This window comes from candidate division WOR-3 bacterium (genome assembly GCA_039801905.1).
GTDB lineage: Bacteria > Hydrothermota > Tepidihabitantia > Tepidihabitantales > JBDRVQ01 > JBDRVQ01.
In genome coordinates this window covers 29,702-48,373 of sequence record JBDRVQ010000005.1, presented here as the reverse complement: position 1 = coordinate 48,373, position 18,672 = coordinate 29,702, and the positions used below count along the sequence as shown (strand labels likewise).

Genomic DNA, 18,672 nt, shown 5'->3' with positions numbered 1-18,672 from the left:
GGTTGTGGGAAAATTACCACCGAAGGAGTTAAAAAAGAAGAAGGGAATTTTTAAGGCAAAGAACCTTTTCCTCCTCTCTTTTATTCTTATTCTCTTTTTTCTTCTCTTAAACTTTGACTGCCGTTATTTTTTGGGTGGTGATAATATCCGCTATCTCATTTTGGCGGAGGCTTTAATTTCCGGTCAGGGCTATCGGGATATTTACGAACCGTCTTCCCCACCCCATACTACCTATCCACCTGGTTTTCCGCTCCTTCTTGTCCCTTTTCTATTCTTATTTAATCACCATTATCCTCTACTCAATACTTTACCTTTAATTTTAGCGCTTCTTTCCGTTTTTCTCTTTTTTCACCTTCTAAAAATTGAAGGGAGAGAGAAGCCCCCCTTTTTCATTCTCGCTTCCCTTCTCTTGGTGAGCCTCTCACCAATCTTCTTAGAATATTCCCATACCCTCCTTTCGGAGATGCCTTTCCTCTTTTTCACCCTTCTTGCCTTTTATCTCTTTCGGCGTTTTGAATTAAAACCTTCCTTTCTCTTTCTTCTTTTTTCCTTTTTCTCTCTAATTTTCTCCATCTTCCTCCGCACCGCGGGAATTGGTATCCTCCCCGCCTTCTTTTTCTATCTTTTAAGCAAAAGGCGGTATAAAGAAATTTTAATTCTTATTGGCATTTTTCTTATCTTCTTCACCCCTTATCTTCTCCGTAACCTCCATTTGGGAAAAGGGAGTGGTTATTTAGAACTTTTCACCTACAAGAATCCTTATGCTCCGGAAGAAGGGAGGATCGGTCTCTCAGAATATCTTACCCGTTTTGGGAAAAACTTCTACCTTTATAATTTCTATATCTTTCCCCAGATGCTCTTCCCTTATAGTTTACCCCCTTTTTTCTTTTTCTTATTAGGGCTCCTCTCTCTAATCTTGATTATTATTACCCTGAGGCAGAAATTGAAGGAGAAAGAATCTCTTTATCCCTTCTACCTCTTCTTCTCTCTTTTTATTCTTTACTCTTGGCCTGAGGTCTGGACTGGGGATAGATTCCTCTTCCCCCTTTTCCCCTTTCTCATCTACTATTTACTTTGGGGACTTGAAAAAATTTTTCGGAAGGGTCTATCTCTTTTTTATCTCGTTTTTGGTATCATCCTTCTTGGCTACATGATTAAGGGTTTAAGTCAAGGGAAGGAGAATTTGGCAATAAACATCTCCCAATTAAAAGGCGACCGTTATGCCGGTTATCCCTTAGATTGGGTACGCTACTTCCAAGCCTGTGAATGGATCAAGGGAAATACAGAAAAAGATGCGGTCATCGTTGCCCGCAAGCCGGAGTTTATTTACTTCTTAACCAAAAGAAAGAGTTTTCTTTATCAATTCACCAATGACCCGAATAAACTCTTAAAAAATTTAGAGGAGAGAGGCGCCACCCATGTACTCTTTGACCAATTCTTTTGGACAAATACCACCATCCGCTATCTCACCCCAGTAATAAATGCCTTTCCCAATCGCTTTGAAGTACTCTATGCTACCCCTTATCCCCAGATGATTATCTATAGGCTAAAAAAGGAAGAATGAAACTTTCTGTTATCATTCCGGTCTATAACGAGAAAGATACCTTGGAGAAGATTGTCTCCTTAGTGGAAAAGGTGCCGATTGAGAAAGAGATAATTTTGGTTGATGACTTTTCCCAGGATGGGACAAGGGAAATCTTAAAAAGGTGGGAAAAGGAAAGGAATTATAAGATATTATACCATGAGAAAAATCTGGGTAAGGGGAGTGCCATCCGCACCGGTATTTCTCAGGCAGAAGGAGAATTGATTATCATTCAGGATGCGGACTTAGAATATAACCCATTTGACTACTTAAAGATGATTAAACTCTTCTCTTCCCCGGAGGTGAAGGCAGTTTATGGTTCAAGGTTTAAGGGGAAAGGAAGGTTTCTATTAAGAAGTAAATTGGCAAATCTCTTTTTAAGTTTTCTCACTTCCCTCTTATTTAATAAGAGGATTACCGATATGGAGACTTGTTATAAAATGATCCGCCGGGAAATAATCCAAAACTTAGAATTGGAGGCAAAAAGATTTGAGATTGAACCGGAAATCACCGCCAAATTATTAAAGAAGGGGATAAAAATTTACGAAATACCGATAAGTTATTCCGGTCGGGAAGAAGGGAAAAAGATAAAGGCAAAGGATGGTCTTATCGCCTTATGGAATCTCTTCTGGTGGCGCCTAAAATAGAAAGATGAATGAGAAGGAAAAGGCAATACTCATTTTCCTCATTCTTACCTTGGGAAGTGCGGTGGTACTCAACCTGAGCAAAAGATGGCGGATGAGTAAGGAGGTATTAAAGATTTTACCATTGGAGGAAGAGGTTTTAGCGAAAGAAAATAGAGATACACAAGAATTTATCACGGAAAGAGAAGAAAAGGTTGATATCAATAAAGCCCCTCTTAAGGAATTGGTCTCTTTACCGGGTATCGGTCCGGTTTTAGCGGAGAGGATTATTGAATACCGGGAGAGGCATAAGGGCTTTAAGAGAAAAGAGGAGATAATGAAGGTGAAAGGGATTGGTAGAAAAAAATACGAAAGGATAAGAGACAAGATCAAGGTGGAATGAGGCTTGGGCTTTCACCCTCAATTAGACTTTTCTTTAATTCCCCAATTAGGTTCTCTTTTAGCATCCGAATTAAACTTCCCTTTAATTATCCAATTATTCCTTCTCTTATTTCCAAGATTAGACCTTTAGTTAGGCTTTGTATTAAACAAAGGATTAGGCTATCTATTAGACTAATTATTACCCTGCTAATTATTCTTCTAATTAGCCCTCAAATTAAACCCCTGATACCATCCCCTGTATGCTACACCCCTTTTTATAAAGATAAAACCCTCCTATTTTTTCCTCCTTTCTCTTTTTGGTCTATTGCCCCTACCCGATAACCCTCCTATTATTTATGGGAATCTATCTTATTAACCATTGCTAACCTCTTCATAGCCTTCTATAATAAATACGGAAATACACCCCAAAAGGGGACACCAAATTTTTTCTCTTTCTCTAACCCTTTGATTTTTAAGAACTTATTTTTATAGGGTCTCTATGAAATGATGGTTGACCTTTTCTATTTCTTATAGATAAAAGAGCGACAAAAGTTATGAGGCTACTTTCCTCTTTAGCGTTTAGAAGCGAAGTCTGATTAAAGAATTGGGCTTCCGGGTCTTATCTCTTTGTCGGTAACCAAAAGGGAAATCACTGCTCCGTCTTCGGCGGCTAAAATCATCCCATAAGATTCTACACCGCGCAGTTTTGCCTTTTTTAAGTTTGCCACAACGCAGACATTCTTCCCAATCAACTCCTCCGGTTCATAGACCGAACCAATCCCGGCAACGATCTGGCGCAATTCCGAACCGAGATTCACCTCCAACTTTAAGAGTTTATCCGAACCCGGCACCCTTTCCGCATTGATAATCCGGCCGACTCTTAAATCAATCTTCTTAAAATCCTCAATTGTGATTTCCATAGTTTCTCCCTTTAACTTCTTCAATTCAATTTCAATTTTTTCGTCGGGAATTTTATTAAATAAAATCTCAATCTCCCCTAATTGGGGGGAGGTGGTGAAGAAGGAATTGTCTTCCAATTCATCCCAATTTCTTTCTTTGAGAGAGAGCATCCGCCGCATCTTTTCACTCGTGAAGGGGAGATAGGGCCGAAGTAAAACCTCGCAGGCTTCAATCAGTTTGAGGCAGTTAAAGATTGTCTTTTCGCATCTTTTTCTATCGCTCTTAACTGTGCGCCAGGGTTCTTGATAGTCAAAATAGCGATTGCCAAAAGAGGGCAAAGCCATTAAAACCTTTAAGCCGTCCCGAATCCGAAATCTTTCAATTAAATCTTCTGCCTCCTTCTTCACCTCTTCAATTTTTGCCCGGACTTCATCTTCCACCTTCCCCTCTTTTATCTCCCCCAAGTTCTTCTTAATAAAAAGGAGAACCCGATTGACGAAGTTGCCGTAAATATCTGCTAACTCATTATTATTCTTTGCCTGGAATTCTTTATAGGTAAAGTCAATATCCCGATTTTCGGGAAGGTTATTGGCTAAGGCATATCTTAATGGGTCAGGGGGGAATTCTTTTAAGTAATCCGGAAGCCAGATTGCCCAATTTTCCGAGGTGGAAATCTTTCTCCCTTCTAAGTTGAGAAATTCATTGGCAGGAATTTCCGAAGGTAGAATAAAGTCACCATAAGCCATAAGCATCGCGGGCCAGACAATGGCGTGGAACACGATATTATCTTTGCCGATAAAGTGGATAAGTCTCGTTTCGGATGAGAGCCAGTATTCCTTCCATAAATCTTTCTTACCAATTTTTTCTGCCCATTCCATTGTTGAGGAGATATAACCGATGGGGGCATCAAACCAGACATATAAAACCTTTCCTTTCGCCTCGGGCAGAGGGACCTTCACCCCCCAGGGCAAATCCCTAGTGATTGCCCGGTCTTCCAAGCCCTGGCGAAACCACCCTTCGCAAAATCTCTTCACATTCTCCTTCCAGTTTCCCTTCTCTTTAATCCAATCCGCCAGTTGTTTCTGAAACCGGGAGAGGGCAAAGAAGTAATGTTCGGTCTCTCTCTCTTCGGGTAGACCACCGCAGGTTTTACATTTCGGTTCTAAAAGCATAAATGGTTCCAGCCACCGACCGCACTCTTCACACTGGTCACCCCGTGCTTTGGGATTTTGGCAATGGGGGCAGGTCCCTTCAAGGTAGCGGTCCGCCAGAAAGAGACCACAATTGGGACAGAAGAACTGTCTAACTTTCTTCGGATAGATATACCCCTTTTCGTAAATCTTTAAGAAAAAATCTTGGGAGGTCTTATGGTGCAAGGGTAGAGAGGTCCGGGAGAAGTTATCAAACAGGATACCAAATTTTTCAAAAGAATCTTTTATCCGCTTATGATAGAAATCAACAATCTCCTGCGGGCTTTTTTTCTCTCTTTCTGCCAAAAGGGTTATCGGCACGCCATGTTCATCGGTGCCGCCGATGTGAATGACATCTCTTCCTTTTGACCTCTGATAGCGGCAGTAGATATCCGCGGGCAGATAGCAACCTGCCAGATGGCCCAAATGGATATCGCCATTGGCATAAGGTAAAGCGGTCGTCACCAAAATCCGCATCGGCAATTATAATGAAAACTGTCCCCATGTCAAATCGGTAGATTTTTGACTTTTTCTTTAATTTTATTAAAATCGGGTGATGTCCCGATCCTTTTTCCTTATTCTTCTTCTCTTTGGTCTTTTTCTTATCTTTTTGGTTTTCCTCCGGGTGCTTGATGCGGATGAATTGGCTTTCCTAACCGCTGCTTATGAGACCTTAAAGGGGAAAGTTTGCTATCGGGACTTCTTCCTTCCTCAGATGCCCCTCTCCTTTCTCTATCTTTTGCCCTTCGCCAATTTTGGGATGAATGGTTTCTTTGCCGGTAGGATTTTTAGTTCCCTCTTAGGGATTCTTTTGGGAATCTTTCTCTTTAAGTATCTCTTCCTCCGAAGCGGTGGTTCAAAAAGAGAAGAGGTTAAGATTGGTTCCCTCTTCATCTTTCTTTCCTACTTTGCCAATGGACTCATCCTCTCCTGGGCGCCGGTTAATAAACCCCATATCTTAGTAAATCTCTTCAATTTCTTTTCCCTCTTCTTTCTTTATCAAGGAAGTTATCTCCTTTCCGGTATTTTTTTGGGAATGGCGGGGGAGACCCGAGCGATATTTTTAGTCTTTCTCCCAATTTATCTCTATTATATCTATCGTTTTAAGGAGAGAAAAAAAATTGGTAATTTTCTACTCGGTTTTCTTTTAGCCCAGATCATCGGCCTCTATTACTTTCTCCAATCGCCCAAAAACTTTTTAATTGACAACATCTATTACCATTTAGTAAGAGGTGATATCGGGAGCAACGAAATTTTACCGAGACTTTTCAGCGATGAGGTCCTTTTTGGTCGTTTCTTCACCTTGGTAAAGGTCTTCATTCTTCCCCAGAACCTCTTTTTTACGATTTTAACAGTTTGGGCGTTCTTCCATTACCAAAAGAAGAAGGAAGAGTACCACTTTGAATTTTTCTCTCTAATCTTGGGTGGCTTCGTCTTTTTTCTTTATTACTTAATTGTTGCCCCAGCTCATTTCCAATATTTTATCCAAATCTTACCTTACCTTTTCCTCTTCAACCTTCCCTTCTTCGTGGAGAAGGGAAAAGAGTTTTCCCTGCGTTATCAAAAGGAGAAAAGGATAAAATTTCTTCTCTCCTTCCTTCTCCTTTTTTATCTCTTCGGGACAATTTTTACTATCTATAATTATGCCTCCGGGATTCACCTCTTCTACCAGAAGTATCGGCTTAACTTAATAAAGGAGGTGGTGGAGGAGATTGAGAATAATTCGGCGCCGGAGGATGAGATATTAGCCTTCTATCCCACCTTTCCGGTTCTGGCAAAAAGACACAACCTTTTCGACTACGAAACCTCCCCCGATTTTCCTTTTGCCGAAAGGTTTACCGCTCAAGAGCGGCGGCGTCTCCATCTCTCTTCGCCGGAGGAAATTCGGGAGAAGATAGAAAAGAAAATTCCCAAGTTAGTGATTGGGATTATTGGTGAAAAGGAGAAGGAATTTTACCGGTTAGAGGAGTTGGGTTATGAAAAGATAAGGGTGGTTTCCGATTATGAGATTTATAGAAGGGTAGAGTGAAAAAGTTAGACTTTTCTTCGCAACTGAGAAATTATGCCTTCCGGTTGTTGAAAAAGAGGAGTTGGGCAAAGGGAGAGTTTCGGCAGAGGCTAACAAGATACCTGTTAAAGAAGAAAGGGTTGGCAGAAGAAGACTTAATCGATCGGATTTTAAGGGAGTTGGAAGAGAATGGCCTTCTGGATGATAGAGAATTTGCTTCTCTTTATCTGCGGCATTCTTTAACCTTTCGCCGGCGCGGGAAGGAGGCGATAAAAAGGGAATTGAGAAGGAGAGGGGTGGGCGAGGAGATTATTGAGGAGGTTTTGGCAGGAAGAGAGAGAGAAGAGGAAGAAGTGGCAAAGGATTTAATAAAAAGGTATCAGAAAAGATACGAAATGCGGGCGCAAAGAAAGGGTCTGACCCCGAAGGAGAAGGAAGTCTTTCTCAAAGAGAAATTGCGGGAGGTCTTATTAAGAAGGGGTTTTTCGGGAGAGATGATAAGAAAGATCTTGCGGGAAGATGGCTCATAGTTTCTTTTGACTAATTTTAAGAAATGGTTAAAATTAAGAGATGCGCGTTGGCATCGGGTTTGATATTCATCCCTTAAAAGAGGGGAGGAAACTCTTCTTGGGGGGGTGCGAGATTCCTCATCCCAAAGGTCTTCTGGGACATTCCGACGGTGATTGCCTCATTCATGCCATCGTTGATGCCATTCTCGGGGCATTAGGAAAAGGAGATATCGGTTCCCTTTTTCCGGATACCGACCCGAAGTATAAAGGGGTGCGGAGCGTTCTCTTCTTAGAAGAGGTGGGAAAGATTTTAAGGGAAGTCGGCGTGCGGGTTATCAATGTTGATTCGGTTGTTGTCTGTGAAGAACCAAAAATCGCTCCTTACCGGACGGAGATGCAAAAAGAGATAGGGAAAGCCTTAGGTTGCGACCCAAAATTAATCTCCATAAAAGGAAAGAGACCAGAGGGTCTCATAAATAAAGAAAGTATTCTTTCTTATGCGGTTGTTCTCTTGGAGGGGATATGATTCCATTAAAGGATGATGTACCGAAGATGAGAGTGCGTTTTCCAATTTTTATGGTTCTCCTTCTGGTTAGTAACATCTTGGTCTTCATTTACGAAATCTCCCTTTCCCAATTTGCCCTTCGTCGGCTCATCAATAATTACGGGGCAATCCCTTTACTCATTTCCCAAGGAGAGAATCTCCATACCCTTTTTAGTGCGATGTTCCTCCATGGTGGTTTTGACCACATTTTGGGTAATATGCTCTACCTCTTCATCTTTGGAGATAATGTGGAAGATGTTTTGGGACATTTCTGGTTTCTGGTGATGTATTTTTTAGCGGGATTTGCCGGTAGTTTTCTCCATATTCTGATTGCGCGGAACTCTTCGGTGCCAATGATTGGAGCTTCTGGTGCCATTTCCGGAGTTTTAGGTAGTTATTTGGTTCTTTTCCCCAACGCCCGGATTTTAGCCTTAGTTCCTTTTGGCTTCTTTTTGCGGATTGTCTATCTTCCCGCCTTTCTCTTTTTGGGTTTTTGGATACTCATCCAATTTATTTACGGTTTTGCCTCTCTTCCCGGAGTAGAAGGTGGGGGAATTGCCTTTTTTGCCCACATCGGCGGTTTTTTAGTCGGTCTCCTCTGGGGAATAATCTTTCGGCGGAGGGTTCGGGAAGATTATTAATTTTCCGCCCGCAGGAAGAGAAGGAGGGCAAAGGCGGTAAAGAGAAGATGGGGAAGGAAAGCGGCGAGGAAAGGGGAGAGGATTCGGGCTTCACCTAGTGCCCGAAAGATCTGGATGAGACCCCAGAAGAGGAAGGAAAATAATAGACCCAAGCCCAAACCCAAAGTTACTCCACCCCGGTGTAATCGGACCGCCAAGGGTAGACCCAAGAGGATGACAATTAAACCGATAAAGGCAGAAGCGAAACGTAAATTAAACTCCACTTCCTCTTTATCAGTAGGGTAACCAATTTTTTTCATCTTTCTGATGTGAGTGAAGAGTTCTTTCAGCCGCATCTCTTCGCAACTCTCTATCTCCCGAAAAAAATCGTTCGGTCGTTCTTTAATAAAGAGAAGAGAAAAGGTATCTTTTCTTTCCAATGCCTCTCCTCCTCCTGAGAATTGTCTGATAAAAACATTCTTTCCCACCCATTTTTTTCCATCCCAAATTGCCATTTCCCCATCGTATCTTTTTTTAACCTTCTGGTTTTCGTCCAAATGGGTGATGGCAAATTTTCCCATCCTCCCCCTTTTTTCTAACTCTTGGATGTAGAAGATGTAATTCCCCTCGCCGATATAATAGATATCCCTTCTCCTCTCTTCCTGGGGTATTTCTCGCCTTTCAATCCTTCGCTGGCGAAAGTCGCGCAATCTTCTTTTTAAGGGGATTTCTAAAAATTCTTTACTACCAAAGAGGAAGAAGGTAGAAAAGAAACCGACGAGGATGGCGGGCTGAAATATCCTCAGTAAAGGGACGCCGGCACTTCGGAGGGCAACCAATTCTTTTCTTCTGGTCATCCGACCGTAAACCATAAAAATGGCAAGGATGAGGCTGGCGGGAAAAAGGAGATTTATCGCTTCTGGCAAAAGGTGGAGGTAATATAAAAAAATTAGGAAAAGACCGGTGCGGTGGTTGAGAAAATAGTCAATCTCTTCAAAGACATCAATTAGAAGATAAATCGTCACGAGCGAAGCGAGAGCAAGGAGGGTGAATTTTAGAATCTCCTTTAATAAGAAACGGTCAAAGGTGGTGAACCGCATACTTTGGTCAATAGTTTTTCTTAAAAAGAGAGAGGAAGAGACTTCGGTCAAAAAGGGCCGAGTAGGCAAATTCGCCAATTATCGGGAGGAGGAGGAAATTCGGTAACCACATTGCTAAATAACCAGGCAATTTCCCATTTTCTATCCCACTCTCCCCGGCGATTAAGAGGATATAGTAAAAGGCGAAGAAAAGGAGCGTGGCCAGAAAAGCAAATCCCATACCCCCCTTTTTTAAGATAATTCCTAAGAAGGAACCAAAAAGAAAGAAAAAGAGGCAGGAGAAGGCCAAAGATAATCTTTTATGCATTTCGCCGGCATACCTTTCTCCCTCTTTTGTCTTATACTTCAGGCGATTTTTCTCCTCTTCAATCTTCATCTTAATGGGGTCAAACTCCTTTTCTCTCTCTAATTCCTTTATTTTTCTCCGGAGTACCCTTTTTTCCTCACTTATCTTTTTAATCATTGGTAAGAGGTGTGTAAAATTCATTTCCGAAAAAGAGCGGTATTCCCTTTCCCGGCGGATCAGTTCCGTTTCTAAAGGGATGTTAACAATATGTTCGGTAAATTGGAGTTTGCGGTAGCGTTCGTTTTCTACCAACTCATGGATTTCTCCCGAGAAGAGGTGGAAGGAGAAATAACCTTCATCAGGTGAACTCTTTAAGAAACCGTTCGGGGCGGTAATGAATAAAGGATTTGCTCCCCCTTTTTTGAAGAGAAAGATGTCAGAAATCTTCCCCTCCTTTGAATTAAGGGAGCCGATATAAATTGTCCAATCCCCAAACTCATTCATAAAGACCCCTTCCCTTATCTTCACGGCTGGCTTCTTGCGGGCTAAATCTAAAAGGAGATTGCGGAGTTTGTGTTCCGATTCGGAAAGGAGAAACCCATTGAAAAAGACCATAACAAAAGAAAGGGCAATACAGAAAAAGAGGGTCGGGATTAAGAGGCGGAAGAGATTGACACCGCTCGCTTTGAGGGCGGTAAGTTCGTTGTCCTGTGCCAATTTCCCATAGGTCATAACCCCCGCCACCATCACTGCCAAGGGGGTGATGTAGGTTAGAACGAAAGGTAAAGAGTAAGTGGCGACTTCTAAGACGATGGTGAATCTTATCCCCTTTTTGATTAAAAGGTCCGCCAAGAGAAATAACCGATTCATCAAAAGGATAAAGGAGAGGACAGCGATCGCAAAGAAGAAAGGCGGAATGAAAAGGGAGAGGATATACCTTTGGATAATCTTCACTCCCAATCATATTTACCTTTTCCCTTTCTGTCAAGATTGCAAAAACGTTTTCCCTTTCCATATCTATTGTCATTGACAAATTAAAAATTTAATATAAAATTAAGCGGAGGTGATCATGTGCAAAAGATTCCTAATTCTAATTTTCTTTTGGAGGGGAGCAGCCCTTTTTGCCCAGAGAGGTGAGTTTCTAATAGATACTACTACCAACTACGGTGCGGCGGCTTGGGAACAGACCTCACCCGCTATTGCTTTTAACGGCACAAATTATTTGGTCGTTTGGGAAGATATGAGAACCTATTCCGAAGGAATTTTCGGAACGAGGGTTAGTGGAGAGGGGATAGTTTTAGATTCCGCGGGGATTTTAATTACCACCCAAGGTTCTTCACCAGCAGTTGCCTCTGATGGAAGGAACTATTTTGTTGTTTGGGAGGAGGGAGGTGACATTTACGGGACAAGAGTAGCCCCCAACGGTCAAATTTTAGATCCAGAAGGGATCCCCATTTCTACTGCCTTCTTCCTCCAAAAGAACCCAGCGGTGGCTTTTGACGGGATAAATTATTTAGTAGTTTGGGAGGATGGGCGGAGTGGACATTTTCCGGCCGCTATTTATGGAGCGAGGGTAAGTCCCGAGGGGATACTTTTGGACCCGGAAGGGATTCTCATTACAGAAGGGAGTGGGGGGAATATTAATCCCGGGGTCGCCTTCGGGGAAAGGAATTATCTCGTGGTCTGGGAAAACAGACCTTTTTACGAAAATGACATCTATGGAATTCGTCTCAATAGAGATGGGGTGATTTTGGATACTGCTCCTATCCCAATTTCCACGGAAATTAACTGGCAGAAATTTCCATCACTTATTTTTGGCGACGAGAATTTCTTTGTTGTCTGGGAAGATCATCGCTACCTGCCGAGAAGTGGTCCAGATATTTTCGGGGCAAGAATCACGGAGGATGGACTCCTTTTGGACCCGGAAGGGATTCCCATCACCTGGGGCGAACTTTCCGAATGTGCTCCTCATATTTGCTACAATCCACGGTATGAAAATTATTTTGTCGTTTGGGAAGATTTTCGCCGAACTCACGGTGTTTTTCCCGATATTTATGGGACAAGGTTAAATAAATACGGAGTGGTATTGGACTCGGCGGGGATGACAATTGCTATTCCCCCCTTTGAGCAACATATCCCTTCTGTGGCTTGGGGAGATAGGAATTATTTGGTGGTTTGGGAGGATTGGCGGAATGCCTTTTATCACGGCAACTTTTTAGATATTTACGGAACGGTCGTTACTGCCGAAGGGATAGTCTTAGATACTTTCGGAATGCCCATCGCTACCAATAACTATGAGCAATATACTCCGGCCCTCGCTTTTAATGGAAGGAATTATCTGCTTATATGGGAAGACGGGCGTCATGGTAATTACGACATATATGGAGCGAGAATAGATACCGATGGTGAAATTTTGGACCCAACCGGTATTCCTATCTCTACCGTTTCTGATGTTCAACACTGCCCTTCTCTTGCCTTCGGAAATGGGAGTTATTTTGTTGTTTGGGGTGATTGGCGTAATGGCCCTCCCAATCTTTCTGATATTTACGGAGCAAGGGTAAGTAGCGATGGGGAAGTTTTGGACCCAGAAGGTATCCCGATATTTAGGGGTGTTGACATTCAGACTTCTCCGGCAGTTGCTTTTGATGGAATAAATTATCTCGTGGTTTGGATGAGCCGCGAAGGGGAAAACAACCTAATTTACGGTGCTCGGGTGACTCAGGAAGGCAGAGTTTTAGACCCAAACGGTTTTCCGATCGGTGGTGAGTTCGGGGAAAAATATAATCCCTCCGTTACTTTTGATGGGATAAATTATTTTGTTGTTTGGCAGGAGAGGAGAAATGGAGATTTTGATATCTATGGGGCACGGGTCACTCCGGAAGGGATAGTTTTAGACCCGGAGGGTATCCCCATCTCCCGGGCTGGTGATGACCAAGGATGTCCTTCTGTGGCTTTTGATGGTGTTAATTACCTCGTAGTTTGGGAGGACAGGCGGAATGGGGAAGGGTATGATATTTATGGAAGTCGAGTAGATAGAGAAGGAAATGTCTTAGACCCACACGGCTTTTCCATCTCAGGGGCTTACCATTCGCAAACCTATCCCAAAGTCACTTTTGATGGTACAAACTATTTTGTCGTTTGGGAAGATTTTCGGAGCGGTTACGAAAAAGACATCTACGGAGCGAAAGTGAGCCCTTACGGATTGGTAATTGACTCTTTTTCTGTTTCCCTCCAACCGAAAAATCAATGCTCCCCTTCCTTAGTCAAAGGTTTTGGGAATCAACTTCTTATTGTCTATGCCGGCTGGGTAGATTCTATCAACTGCCGACCAGCTAATACCTATCGCCTCTGGGGGAAGTTCTATCCCTTTATCGGAATTAAGAAAAATTGTTACCAATTTCCAAATTCCCATTTTTTCTTAAAGATATACCCCAATCCTACTTCTTCCTATTTTTCAATTTCTATACCATCCGATGTTGACCGGGTGAGAATTTACGATGCTTCTGGAAGGTTAATAAAAGATAAAGAATTAAAAGAAAACGAAAAGGACTTCCGTGCGGTTAGAATAGAAATTGAAGAGAAAGAAGGTATCTACTTTATAAAAATCGGTGAGAAGGTAGGGAAATTGGTGGTCAAAAGATGACTTCTCTTTAAAGTTTTTAATCTTTTCATTATCGTTGACAAGGGAAAAAAAGAAGTTAGACTAACTTAAAAGATTTATGAGGTGGTTTCTCATCTTTCTAAATCTTCCCTCATTTCTTTGGGCGATTTACGATAGCGATTCGCTATCGATAAATCGGTGGCGGTGGTGTTTTGAGAATTATGGGAGGTGGGGAAGAGGCTATTGGCCCTACTCAATTTCTTTAAGGAATTATTATATCTCTGGCGGAGGAGTTTGGATCGGTTGTATTGATCAGGGAGAGACCCTTGCTACCATCGGTTATAATATAACTTCGGGGACTTCGGAGATGATCCCTTCTCTCGGTCGGTACTGGCGGAAGAAAGGCTATTCCCCCTACCACAGGATTTATAAATACCCAGGAGATTGGCCACCGCCAAAAGAGATATTTCCCTTCGCTCCCCAAGAAGCGCTTTCTGATATGGAATTGTGGTGCTGTTTTAGCGATTATGACCCAAAAATACATGAGCCAGAAAATACCCGACCGATTGGTATTGATGTCGCCTTAACAGTTTATGGGTTTAAGGATTTATGGGCAAAGGATTTCTTCTTTTTAAAATACGAGTTGTTTAATAATAACCCTTATCCGATTTCTGATGCCTATTTTGGAATCGTCTTGGATGGAGATATTGGTTATTATGGTGATGACCTTACGGGATTTATTTTGGATAAGGTCTTCCAGATTGGTCAGGATACTATAAGGATAAAGAATACCGCCTTAATTTATGACTACGATAATATAGAAAGACCAAGTTCAGTGTGGACCAAAGGAACTCCAGGGGCAATAGCGATAAGATTGCTTCACTCTTCCTTGGGAAATAATTTGCGTGCCTTTAAAATTCTTGAAGATTGGGAATGTCTGTCCGCGGATGCCTTGAAGTACCTTTTGCTTGCCGGGTATAATCCTTTCCAAAACCCTCCTCCTTATGTTCCCTATGATACGATTGATACATTACCCGAAGATAAGAAATTTCTCATTTCTTCCGGTCCTTTCACCCTTTTTCCCTGCTCTACTGCCACATTCTATTACGCAGTGATCGGTTCGCCTTTTGGCGATTCCGGGGAAGTAGGACCGAAGAGCGATACAACGGAACTTATTTGGCGGTCTTGGTTAGCAGAATTAGTATTTCAGGAACGATTATTTAATCGGTTGGGGAGGAAGGAAAAGGCAATTACCACTTCGGAGATACTTCTTTTCCCTAACCCTTTCCGTTCCTCCCTTTTTATCAGTGGGGAAGAGAAACAGGAAGTGAATGTTCAGATATTTAATGCTAATGGCCAATTGGTCAAATTCCTCTGTGGACAAACCCCTTTATTCTGGGATGGGAAAGACGAACGCGGGGAAAGAGTTCGGCAAGGGGTCTATTTTTTAAGAATTAACGGAAAGGAGAAAAAGAAAGTAATTTTAACCGAATGAAGAAATAGGTTCTTAATCTCTTACATTAATTTTCTCTTTTTTTCTTGAAAAAAAGGAAAATGAGATTATAATTGGTGATGGATTTGAAATTTATCCGAGAAAATCCGGAACTGGCGAAAGAGATTGTCCGGCGCCGGCGGGAGAAGGTAGAGATTGATAAAATCCTTGCCTTATATGAAGAGAGAAGGAGATTGGTCCAAGAAAGGGATGAAAAGAGAAGGGAACTAAAAATCATCTCGGAAGAGATTGGACAGAGAATAAGTAGGGGAGAGGATGTGAGCGAAAAAAGGAGGGAGGCCAGGGAGATCTCTGATTTGATTAAGGAGTTAGAAGAAAAGTTAGCCACTAAGGAAAAAACAATTGGAGAGCTTATTGCCCTCTGTCCGAATTTAATCCTCCCTGGGGTTGGGGATGAAGAGAAAATAGTTAAAGAATGGGGTAAGAAACCGGAGTTTGATTTTGAACCTCTGCCCCACTACGAAATCGGTGAGGCGCTAAAAATTTTAGACTTAAAGCGTTCGGCGAAGATTGCCGGTTCGCGCTTCATCCTCTTTAAGGGGAAAGGGGCAATTTTAGAGCGAGCACTAATCAATTTTTGCCTTGACTATCACATTGAAAGACATAACTATACTGAGATTTCACCCCCTTATTTAAATAAGGAGGAATGCTTCTTTGCCGCGGGTGATTTGCCCAAACTAGCCGACGAGATGTATAAGATAGAAAATGACCAATTTTATCTCATTCCGACAGCGGAGGTTCCTTTAATCAATCTCCACCGGGAAGAGATTTTAAGGGAAGAGGAATTGCCCAAATATTATTGTGCCTATACCGCCTGTTTCCGCAGGGAGGCGGGAAGTTACGGCAGGGAAGTCCGGGGAATTACGCGGGTCCACCAATTTGATAAGGTGGAATTGGTGAAGTTTACAAAACCTGAGGATTCGGAAGCAGAGTTAGAAAAGATGGTTAAGGATGCGGAGGATATATTGCAGGAATTGGGTCTTCCCTACCGGATTAAACTCCTCCCGGCTTGGGATATGGCTTTCCAATCAGCAAAGACCTATGATATTGAGGTTTGGGCGAGCGGAATGAGGGATTGGCTGGAGGTTTCCTCTCTTTCTAACTGCACTGATTTCCAAGCCAAAAGAAATAAAACCCGCCTCCGGCGCCGCGATGGAAGATTAGAATATGTTCACATTCTTAACGGAAGTGGTCTGGCTTTTCCCCGTCTTTTCATTGCTCTTATAGAAAATTATCAGACCAGGGATGGGAAGATAATAATCCCTTCTCCCCTCCAACCCTATACCAGGTTTAAGGTGATTGAATAATGCCTAGCGAAAAAAAATTAAAGGAAGAGATCACCCTTTTGGGAAGGTTTCTTTACGAGAGGGGGTTTTTCTTTGCCACCACAGGCAATATCTCCGCCCGCATGCGAGAAGTGGTCTTTATCACCCCAAGGGGGAGATGCAAAGGAGAACTTTCTCCAAAGGAGATAAGTAAAATATCTCTTAAAGGGAAAGTGATTTCGGGTGAACCTTCCTCGGAGTGGCGGATGCATCTCGGAATCTATGGGGTAAGGCAAAGTGTGAAAGCGGTTATCCACGCTCATTCACCTTTTGCTACCTTTATCTCTTTTTTGGGGAAGTTGAAAATTTTAAGATTTGACGCCTACTCCGAAACCCATTTGGGAGAGATAAGATTTATTTCTTATTTTAAACCAGGAAGTGAGGAATTGGCAGAGGCGGTGGCGGAGGCGGTAGGGAAAAATCCAGAGTCTGATATTTTCATCTTGAAAAGGCACGGAGCGGTTGTTTTGGGAAAGGACTTAAAAGAGGCGAGACTTAATTTGGAGCGGTTAGAGTTCTTTGCCCGTCTTTTTTGGTTGATTAAAGGTTATAAGATTTAGGATGCGATTCTTCACGGCAACCAATCCGATCCGGGTAATGGTTTTAAGTTTTATTCTTGCGATCCTGATCGGGACCCTCTTCCTTCTCTTACCCTTTGCCAGCCGGGGAAGGATATCATTGGTGGATGCTCTCTATACCGCTACTTCCGCGGTTTGCGTCACAGGTCTTATTGTCAAGAATACCCAATACGATTTCACCCCCTTCGGTAAGGTTGTGATTCTCCTCTTAATCCAAATTGGGGGACTCGGTTATATGACCATTACCACAATCCTAATAATCTTCTTTCGGAAAAAGACGAGTGTTCGTGATAAATTTTTGATTCGGGAATCTACGGGTATTTTGAACTTTAAGAATTTTCGCGGGTTCCTCTTTGACATCGCTAAGGTTGTTTTATTGTTTGAAGGGATTGGCGCAATTCTCCTCTTTTTTTACCTCCGTCCCCGGTTGCCTCTTCCTTCAGCAATTTTCCATTCAATTTTCCATTCCGTCTCCGCTTTCTGTAATGCGGGATTCTCATCTTTTTCTGATAATCTGGCCTCCTTCTCCCAAACTTTTTTCTTCCCCTTGGTGATTGCTGGTCTCTTTATCAGCGGCGGTTTGGGATTTCTGGTCTGGAGCGATATCTACCGCACCTATTTTAAGAAAGAGAATTTCCGGCTTTCCCTCCACTCCAAAATTGTGCTTCTTACCACTTCTCTTTTAATTCTCTTGGGGACAGTCCTTATTTTCCTTTTGGAAGGTAATCTTTCTCTAAAAAGTTACAGTCTTCCTAATAAGATTTTAATCTCTTTCTTCCATGCGGTAACCCCCCGCACGGCTGGTTTCAATCTTGTTTCTCCGGGGAGTTTTTCCCTACCCACTTTAATTTTAATTATGATTTTGATGTTTATCGGTGCCTCCCCGGGTGGCACCGGCGGCGGTATTAAAACTACCACTTTCTTCATCACCTTTCTCTATCCCTTTGCCTTTTTGAGAAACGCTTTGCCGGAAAGGGTTTTCCGATACCGCTTAAAACCGGTGGTGGCGGAAAAAGGGATAGCGGTTTTTCTCCTCTCTCTCTTCTTAGTCATCTTTTCTGGATTTCTAATTGCTTTATTAGAAGGGGGAAGAGATTTTGTGCGCATCATCTTTGAGACCTTTTCCGCCTTCGGCACGGTTGGGCTTTCTATCGGTTCTCAGGTGAGGGGTGACCTCTCCGCTTCTTACGATTTCTCCCCTTGGGCAAAGTTGGTAATCATCGGCGTGATGTTTTCGGGGCGGATTGGCATATTGAATCTCTTACGCCTCTTGGTTAAAGAGAAAAGGCGATATTTTGATTATCCGGAGGAAGAGATTTCAATCGGTTAGGATTTTAATCATCTGCCACAACCTTTGGCATTCCTTCTTTAATTCTTTAATTCCCCCTTCATTTTTAATGATAAAGTCTGCCAACTTTTTCCCCTCTTTTTCCGGGATCTGGCAGGATAGTCTTTCTTCCGCATCTTTATACCTCTTTTTTGCCCTCTCTATCTTTAATCTCCGGGGGGCACTGACCCAAATGGTATAATCAACTTCATTTTTCAAATCGGATTCAAAAAGGAGGGCGGCTTCAATTAGGGCAATCCCTTTTCCTTTTGTCTTGCGGCAGATTTCCTTGATAATTGGGGGATGAAGAATTTCATTTAGCCTTTGCTGATTTTCCTTTGACCGAAAGGCGACCGTCGCTAAATTCTTTCTGATAATCCTACCCTTACTATCTAAAATCTCCTTCCCAAAGGCTTTTACCAATTTCCTCTTTATCTCTTTTCGGAAAAGAATCTTATGCCCGATCTTATCCGCATCAATGTATTTTGCCCCAAAGGTTTTTAAGATTTTGGCGACCGTTGACTTCCCGGCCCCGATATTTCCGGTGATACCAATCCTTAGCACAAATTGAGGATACAAGAGAAG

Annotated in this window: 16 protein-coding genes; 12 read left to right on the top strand and 4 right to left on the bottom strand. The window is 42.4% G+C overall.

Annotation, left to right across the window (positions count from 1 at the left end):
- Positions 1-4 precede the first annotated feature (4 nt).
- Genes ABIL00_01890 through ABIL00_01880 form a run of 3 tightly spaced genes read left to right on the top strand, consistent with a single transcriptional unit; the run spans position 5 to position 2,608 of the window.
- The gene (locus tag ABIL00_01890) at positions 5-1,564 is read left to right on the top strand and encodes a hypothetical protein (protein ID MEO0109521.1); all 1,560 of its coding nucleotides are present in this window, start codon (positions 5-7) and stop codon (positions 1,562-1,564) included.
- Positions 1,561-2,229 (top strand): glycosyltransferase family 2 protein, encoded by a 669-nt coding sequence (locus ABIL00_01885; GenBank protein MEO0109520.1) that lies wholly within the window; start codon positions 1,561-1,563, stop codon positions 2,227-2,229. The genes ABIL00_01890 and ABIL00_01885 overlap by 4 nt, the downstream gene beginning before the upstream one ends.
- A gap of 4 nt (positions 2,230-2,233) precedes the next feature.
- Entirely contained in the window at positions 2,234-2,608 is a 375-nt protein-coding gene (locus ABIL00_01880) for a helix-hairpin-helix domain-containing protein (GenBank protein ID MEO0109519.1), read from the top strand.
- A 574-nt stretch (positions 2,609-3,182) separates the two neighbouring features.
- On the opposite strand, the gene metG is transcribed toward ABIL00_01880, so the two are convergent.
- The gene (gene metG / locus ABIL00_01875) at positions 3,183-5,153 is read right to left on the bottom strand and encodes a methionine--tRNA ligase (GenBank protein MEO0109518.1); all 1,971 of its coding nucleotides are present in this window, start codon (positions 5,151-5,153) and stop codon (positions 3,183-3,185) included.
- A gap of 79 nt (positions 5,154-5,232) precedes the next feature.
- Between metG and ABIL00_01870 the strand changes: the two genes are divergently transcribed.
- Genes ABIL00_01870 through ABIL00_01855 form a run of 4 tightly spaced genes read left to right on the top strand, consistent with a single transcriptional unit; the run spans position 5,233 to position 8,378 of the window.
- On the top strand, positions 5,233-6,705 hold the full coding sequence (locus ABIL00_01870) for a hypothetical protein (protein ID MEO0109517.1): 1,473 nt from the start codon (positions 5,233-5,235) through the stop codon (positions 6,703-6,705).
- Complete coding sequence (locus ABIL00_01865) at positions 6,702-7,214, top strand: regulatory protein RecX (GenBank protein MEO0109516.1); 513 nt, start codon at positions 6,702-6,704, stop codon at positions 7,212-7,214. Before ABIL00_01870 ends, ABIL00_01865 begins: the two co-directional genes overlap by 4 nt.
- A gap of 40 nt (positions 7,215-7,254) precedes the next feature.
- Positions 7,255-7,719, top strand: a complete 465-nt coding sequence (gene ispF, locus ABIL00_01860; GenBank protein ID MEO0109515.1) for a 2-C-methyl-D-erythritol 2,4-cyclodiphosphate synthase — start codon at positions 7,255-7,257, stop codon at positions 7,717-7,719.
- Positions 7,716-8,378 carry a rhomboid family intramembrane serine protease gene (locus tag ABIL00_01855; GenBank protein ID MEO0109514.1) on the top strand — a complete coding sequence of 221 codons (663 nt, stop codon included), beginning with the start codon at positions 7,716-7,718 and terminating at the stop codon, positions 8,376-8,378. Before ispF ends, ABIL00_01855 begins: the two co-directional genes overlap by 4 nt.
- Here the strand turns inward: ABIL00_01855 and ABIL00_01850 are convergent.
- Both ABIL00_01850 and ABIL00_01845 read right to left on the bottom strand, forming a co-directional pair.
- Positions 8,375-9,457: an LptF/LptG family permease gene (locus ABIL00_01850; protein MEO0109513.1), complete on the bottom strand. Its 1,083-nt coding sequence runs from the start codon at positions 9,455-9,457 to the stop codon at positions 8,375-8,377. The genes ABIL00_01855 and ABIL00_01850 overlap by 4 nt on opposite strands.
- A 7-nt stretch (positions 9,458-9,464) precedes the next feature.
- Positions 9,465-10,697: an LptF/LptG family permease gene (locus ABIL00_01845; GenBank protein MEO0109512.1), complete on the bottom strand. Its 1,233-nt coding sequence runs from the start codon at positions 10,695-10,697 to the stop codon at positions 9,465-9,467.
- 115 nt (positions 10,698-10,812) lie between these two features.
- On the opposite strand from ABIL00_01845, the gene ABIL00_01840 reads away from it, so the two are divergent.
- The 5 genes from ABIL00_01840 to ABIL00_01820 all read left to right on the top strand — a co-directional run bounded on the left by ABIL00_01840 (position 10,813) and on the right by ABIL00_01820 (position 18,090).
- Positions 10,813-13,386 (top strand): T9SS type A sorting domain-containing protein, encoded by a 2,574-nt coding sequence (locus ABIL00_01840; protein ID MEO0109511.1) that lies wholly within the window; start codon positions 10,813-10,815, stop codon positions 13,384-13,386.
- Positions 13,387-13,462: 76 nt separating this feature from the next.
- Positions 13,463-14,839: a T9SS type A sorting domain-containing protein gene (locus ABIL00_01835; GenBank protein MEO0109510.1), complete on the top strand. Its 1,377-nt coding sequence runs from the start codon at positions 13,463-13,465 to the stop codon at positions 14,837-14,839.
- A gap of 77 nt (positions 14,840-14,916) precedes the next feature.
- Positions 14,917-16,164 carry a serine--tRNA ligase gene (gene serS / locus ABIL00_01830; protein ID MEO0109509.1) on the top strand — a complete coding sequence of 416 codons (1,248 nt, stop codon included), beginning with the start codon at positions 14,917-14,919 and terminating at the stop codon, positions 16,162-16,164.
- Entirely contained in the window at positions 16,164-16,742 is a 579-nt protein-coding gene (locus ABIL00_01825; GenBank protein ID MEO0109508.1) for a class II aldolase/adducin family protein, read from the top strand. Before serS ends, ABIL00_01825 begins: the two co-directional genes overlap by 1 nt.
- A 1-nt stretch (position 16,743) precedes the next feature.
- Complete coding sequence (locus tag ABIL00_01820; GenBank protein MEO0109507.1) at positions 16,744-18,090, top strand: TrkH family potassium uptake protein; 1,347 nt, start codon at positions 16,744-16,746, stop codon at positions 18,088-18,090.
- On the opposite strand, the gene coaE is transcribed toward ABIL00_01820, so the two are convergent.
- Positions 18,079-18,651 (bottom strand): dephospho-CoA kinase, encoded by a 573-nt coding sequence (gene coaE / locus ABIL00_01815; GenBank protein ID MEO0109506.1) that lies wholly within the window; start codon positions 18,649-18,651, stop codon positions 18,079-18,081. The two genes, ABIL00_01820 and coaE, sit on opposite strands and share 12 nt — an antisense overlap.
- Positions 18,652-18,672: the final 21 nt, after the last annotated feature.

Excerpts from the sequence above, each read along its gene's own strand:
- ABIL00_01880 (MEO0109519.1), top strand. The coding sequence starts at position 2,234 with ATGAATGAGAAGGAAAAGGCAATACTCATTTTCCTCATTCTTACCTTG.
- metG (MEO0109518.1), bottom strand. The coding sequence starts at position 5,153 with ATGCGGATTTTGGTGACGACCGCTTTACCTTATGCCAATGGCGATATC.
- ispF (MEO0109515.1), top strand. The coding sequence starts at position 7,255 with ATGCGCGTTGGCATCGGGTTTGATATTCATCCCTTAAAAGAGGGGAGG.
- ABIL00_01855 (MEO0109514.1), top strand. The coding sequence starts at position 7,716 with ATGATTCCATTAAAGGATGATGTACCGAAGATGAGAGTGCGTTTTCCA.
- serS (MEO0109509.1), top strand. The coding sequence starts at position 14,917 with ATGGATTTGAAATTTATCCGAGAAAATCCGGAACTGGCGAAAGAGATT.
- ABIL00_01885 (MEO0109520.1), top strand. The coding sequence starts at position 1,561 with ATGAAACTTTCTGTTATCATTCCGGTCTATAACGAGAAAGATACCTTG.
- ABIL00_01825 (MEO0109508.1), top strand. The coding sequence starts at position 16,164 with ATGCCTAGCGAAAAAAAATTAAAGGAAGAGATCACCCTTTTGGGAAGG.
- ABIL00_01820 (MEO0109507.1), top strand. The coding sequence starts at position 16,744 with ATGCGATTCTTCACGGCAACCAATCCGATCCGGGTAATGGTTTTAAGT.
- ABIL00_01840 (MEO0109511.1), top strand. The coding sequence starts at position 10,813 with ATGTGCAAAAGATTCCTAATTCTAATTTTCTTTTGGAGGGGAGCAGCC.
- ABIL00_01870 (MEO0109517.1), top strand. The coding sequence starts at position 5,233 with ATGTCCCGATCCTTTTTCCTTATTCTTCTTCTCTTTGGTCTTTTTCTT.
- ABIL00_01850 (MEO0109513.1), bottom strand. The coding sequence starts at position 9,457 with ATGCGGTTCACCACCTTTGACCGTTTCTTATTAAAGGAGATTCTAAAA.
- ABIL00_01835 (MEO0109510.1), top strand. The coding sequence starts at position 13,463 with ATGAGGTGGTTTCTCATCTTTCTAAATCTTCCCTCATTTCTTTGGGCG.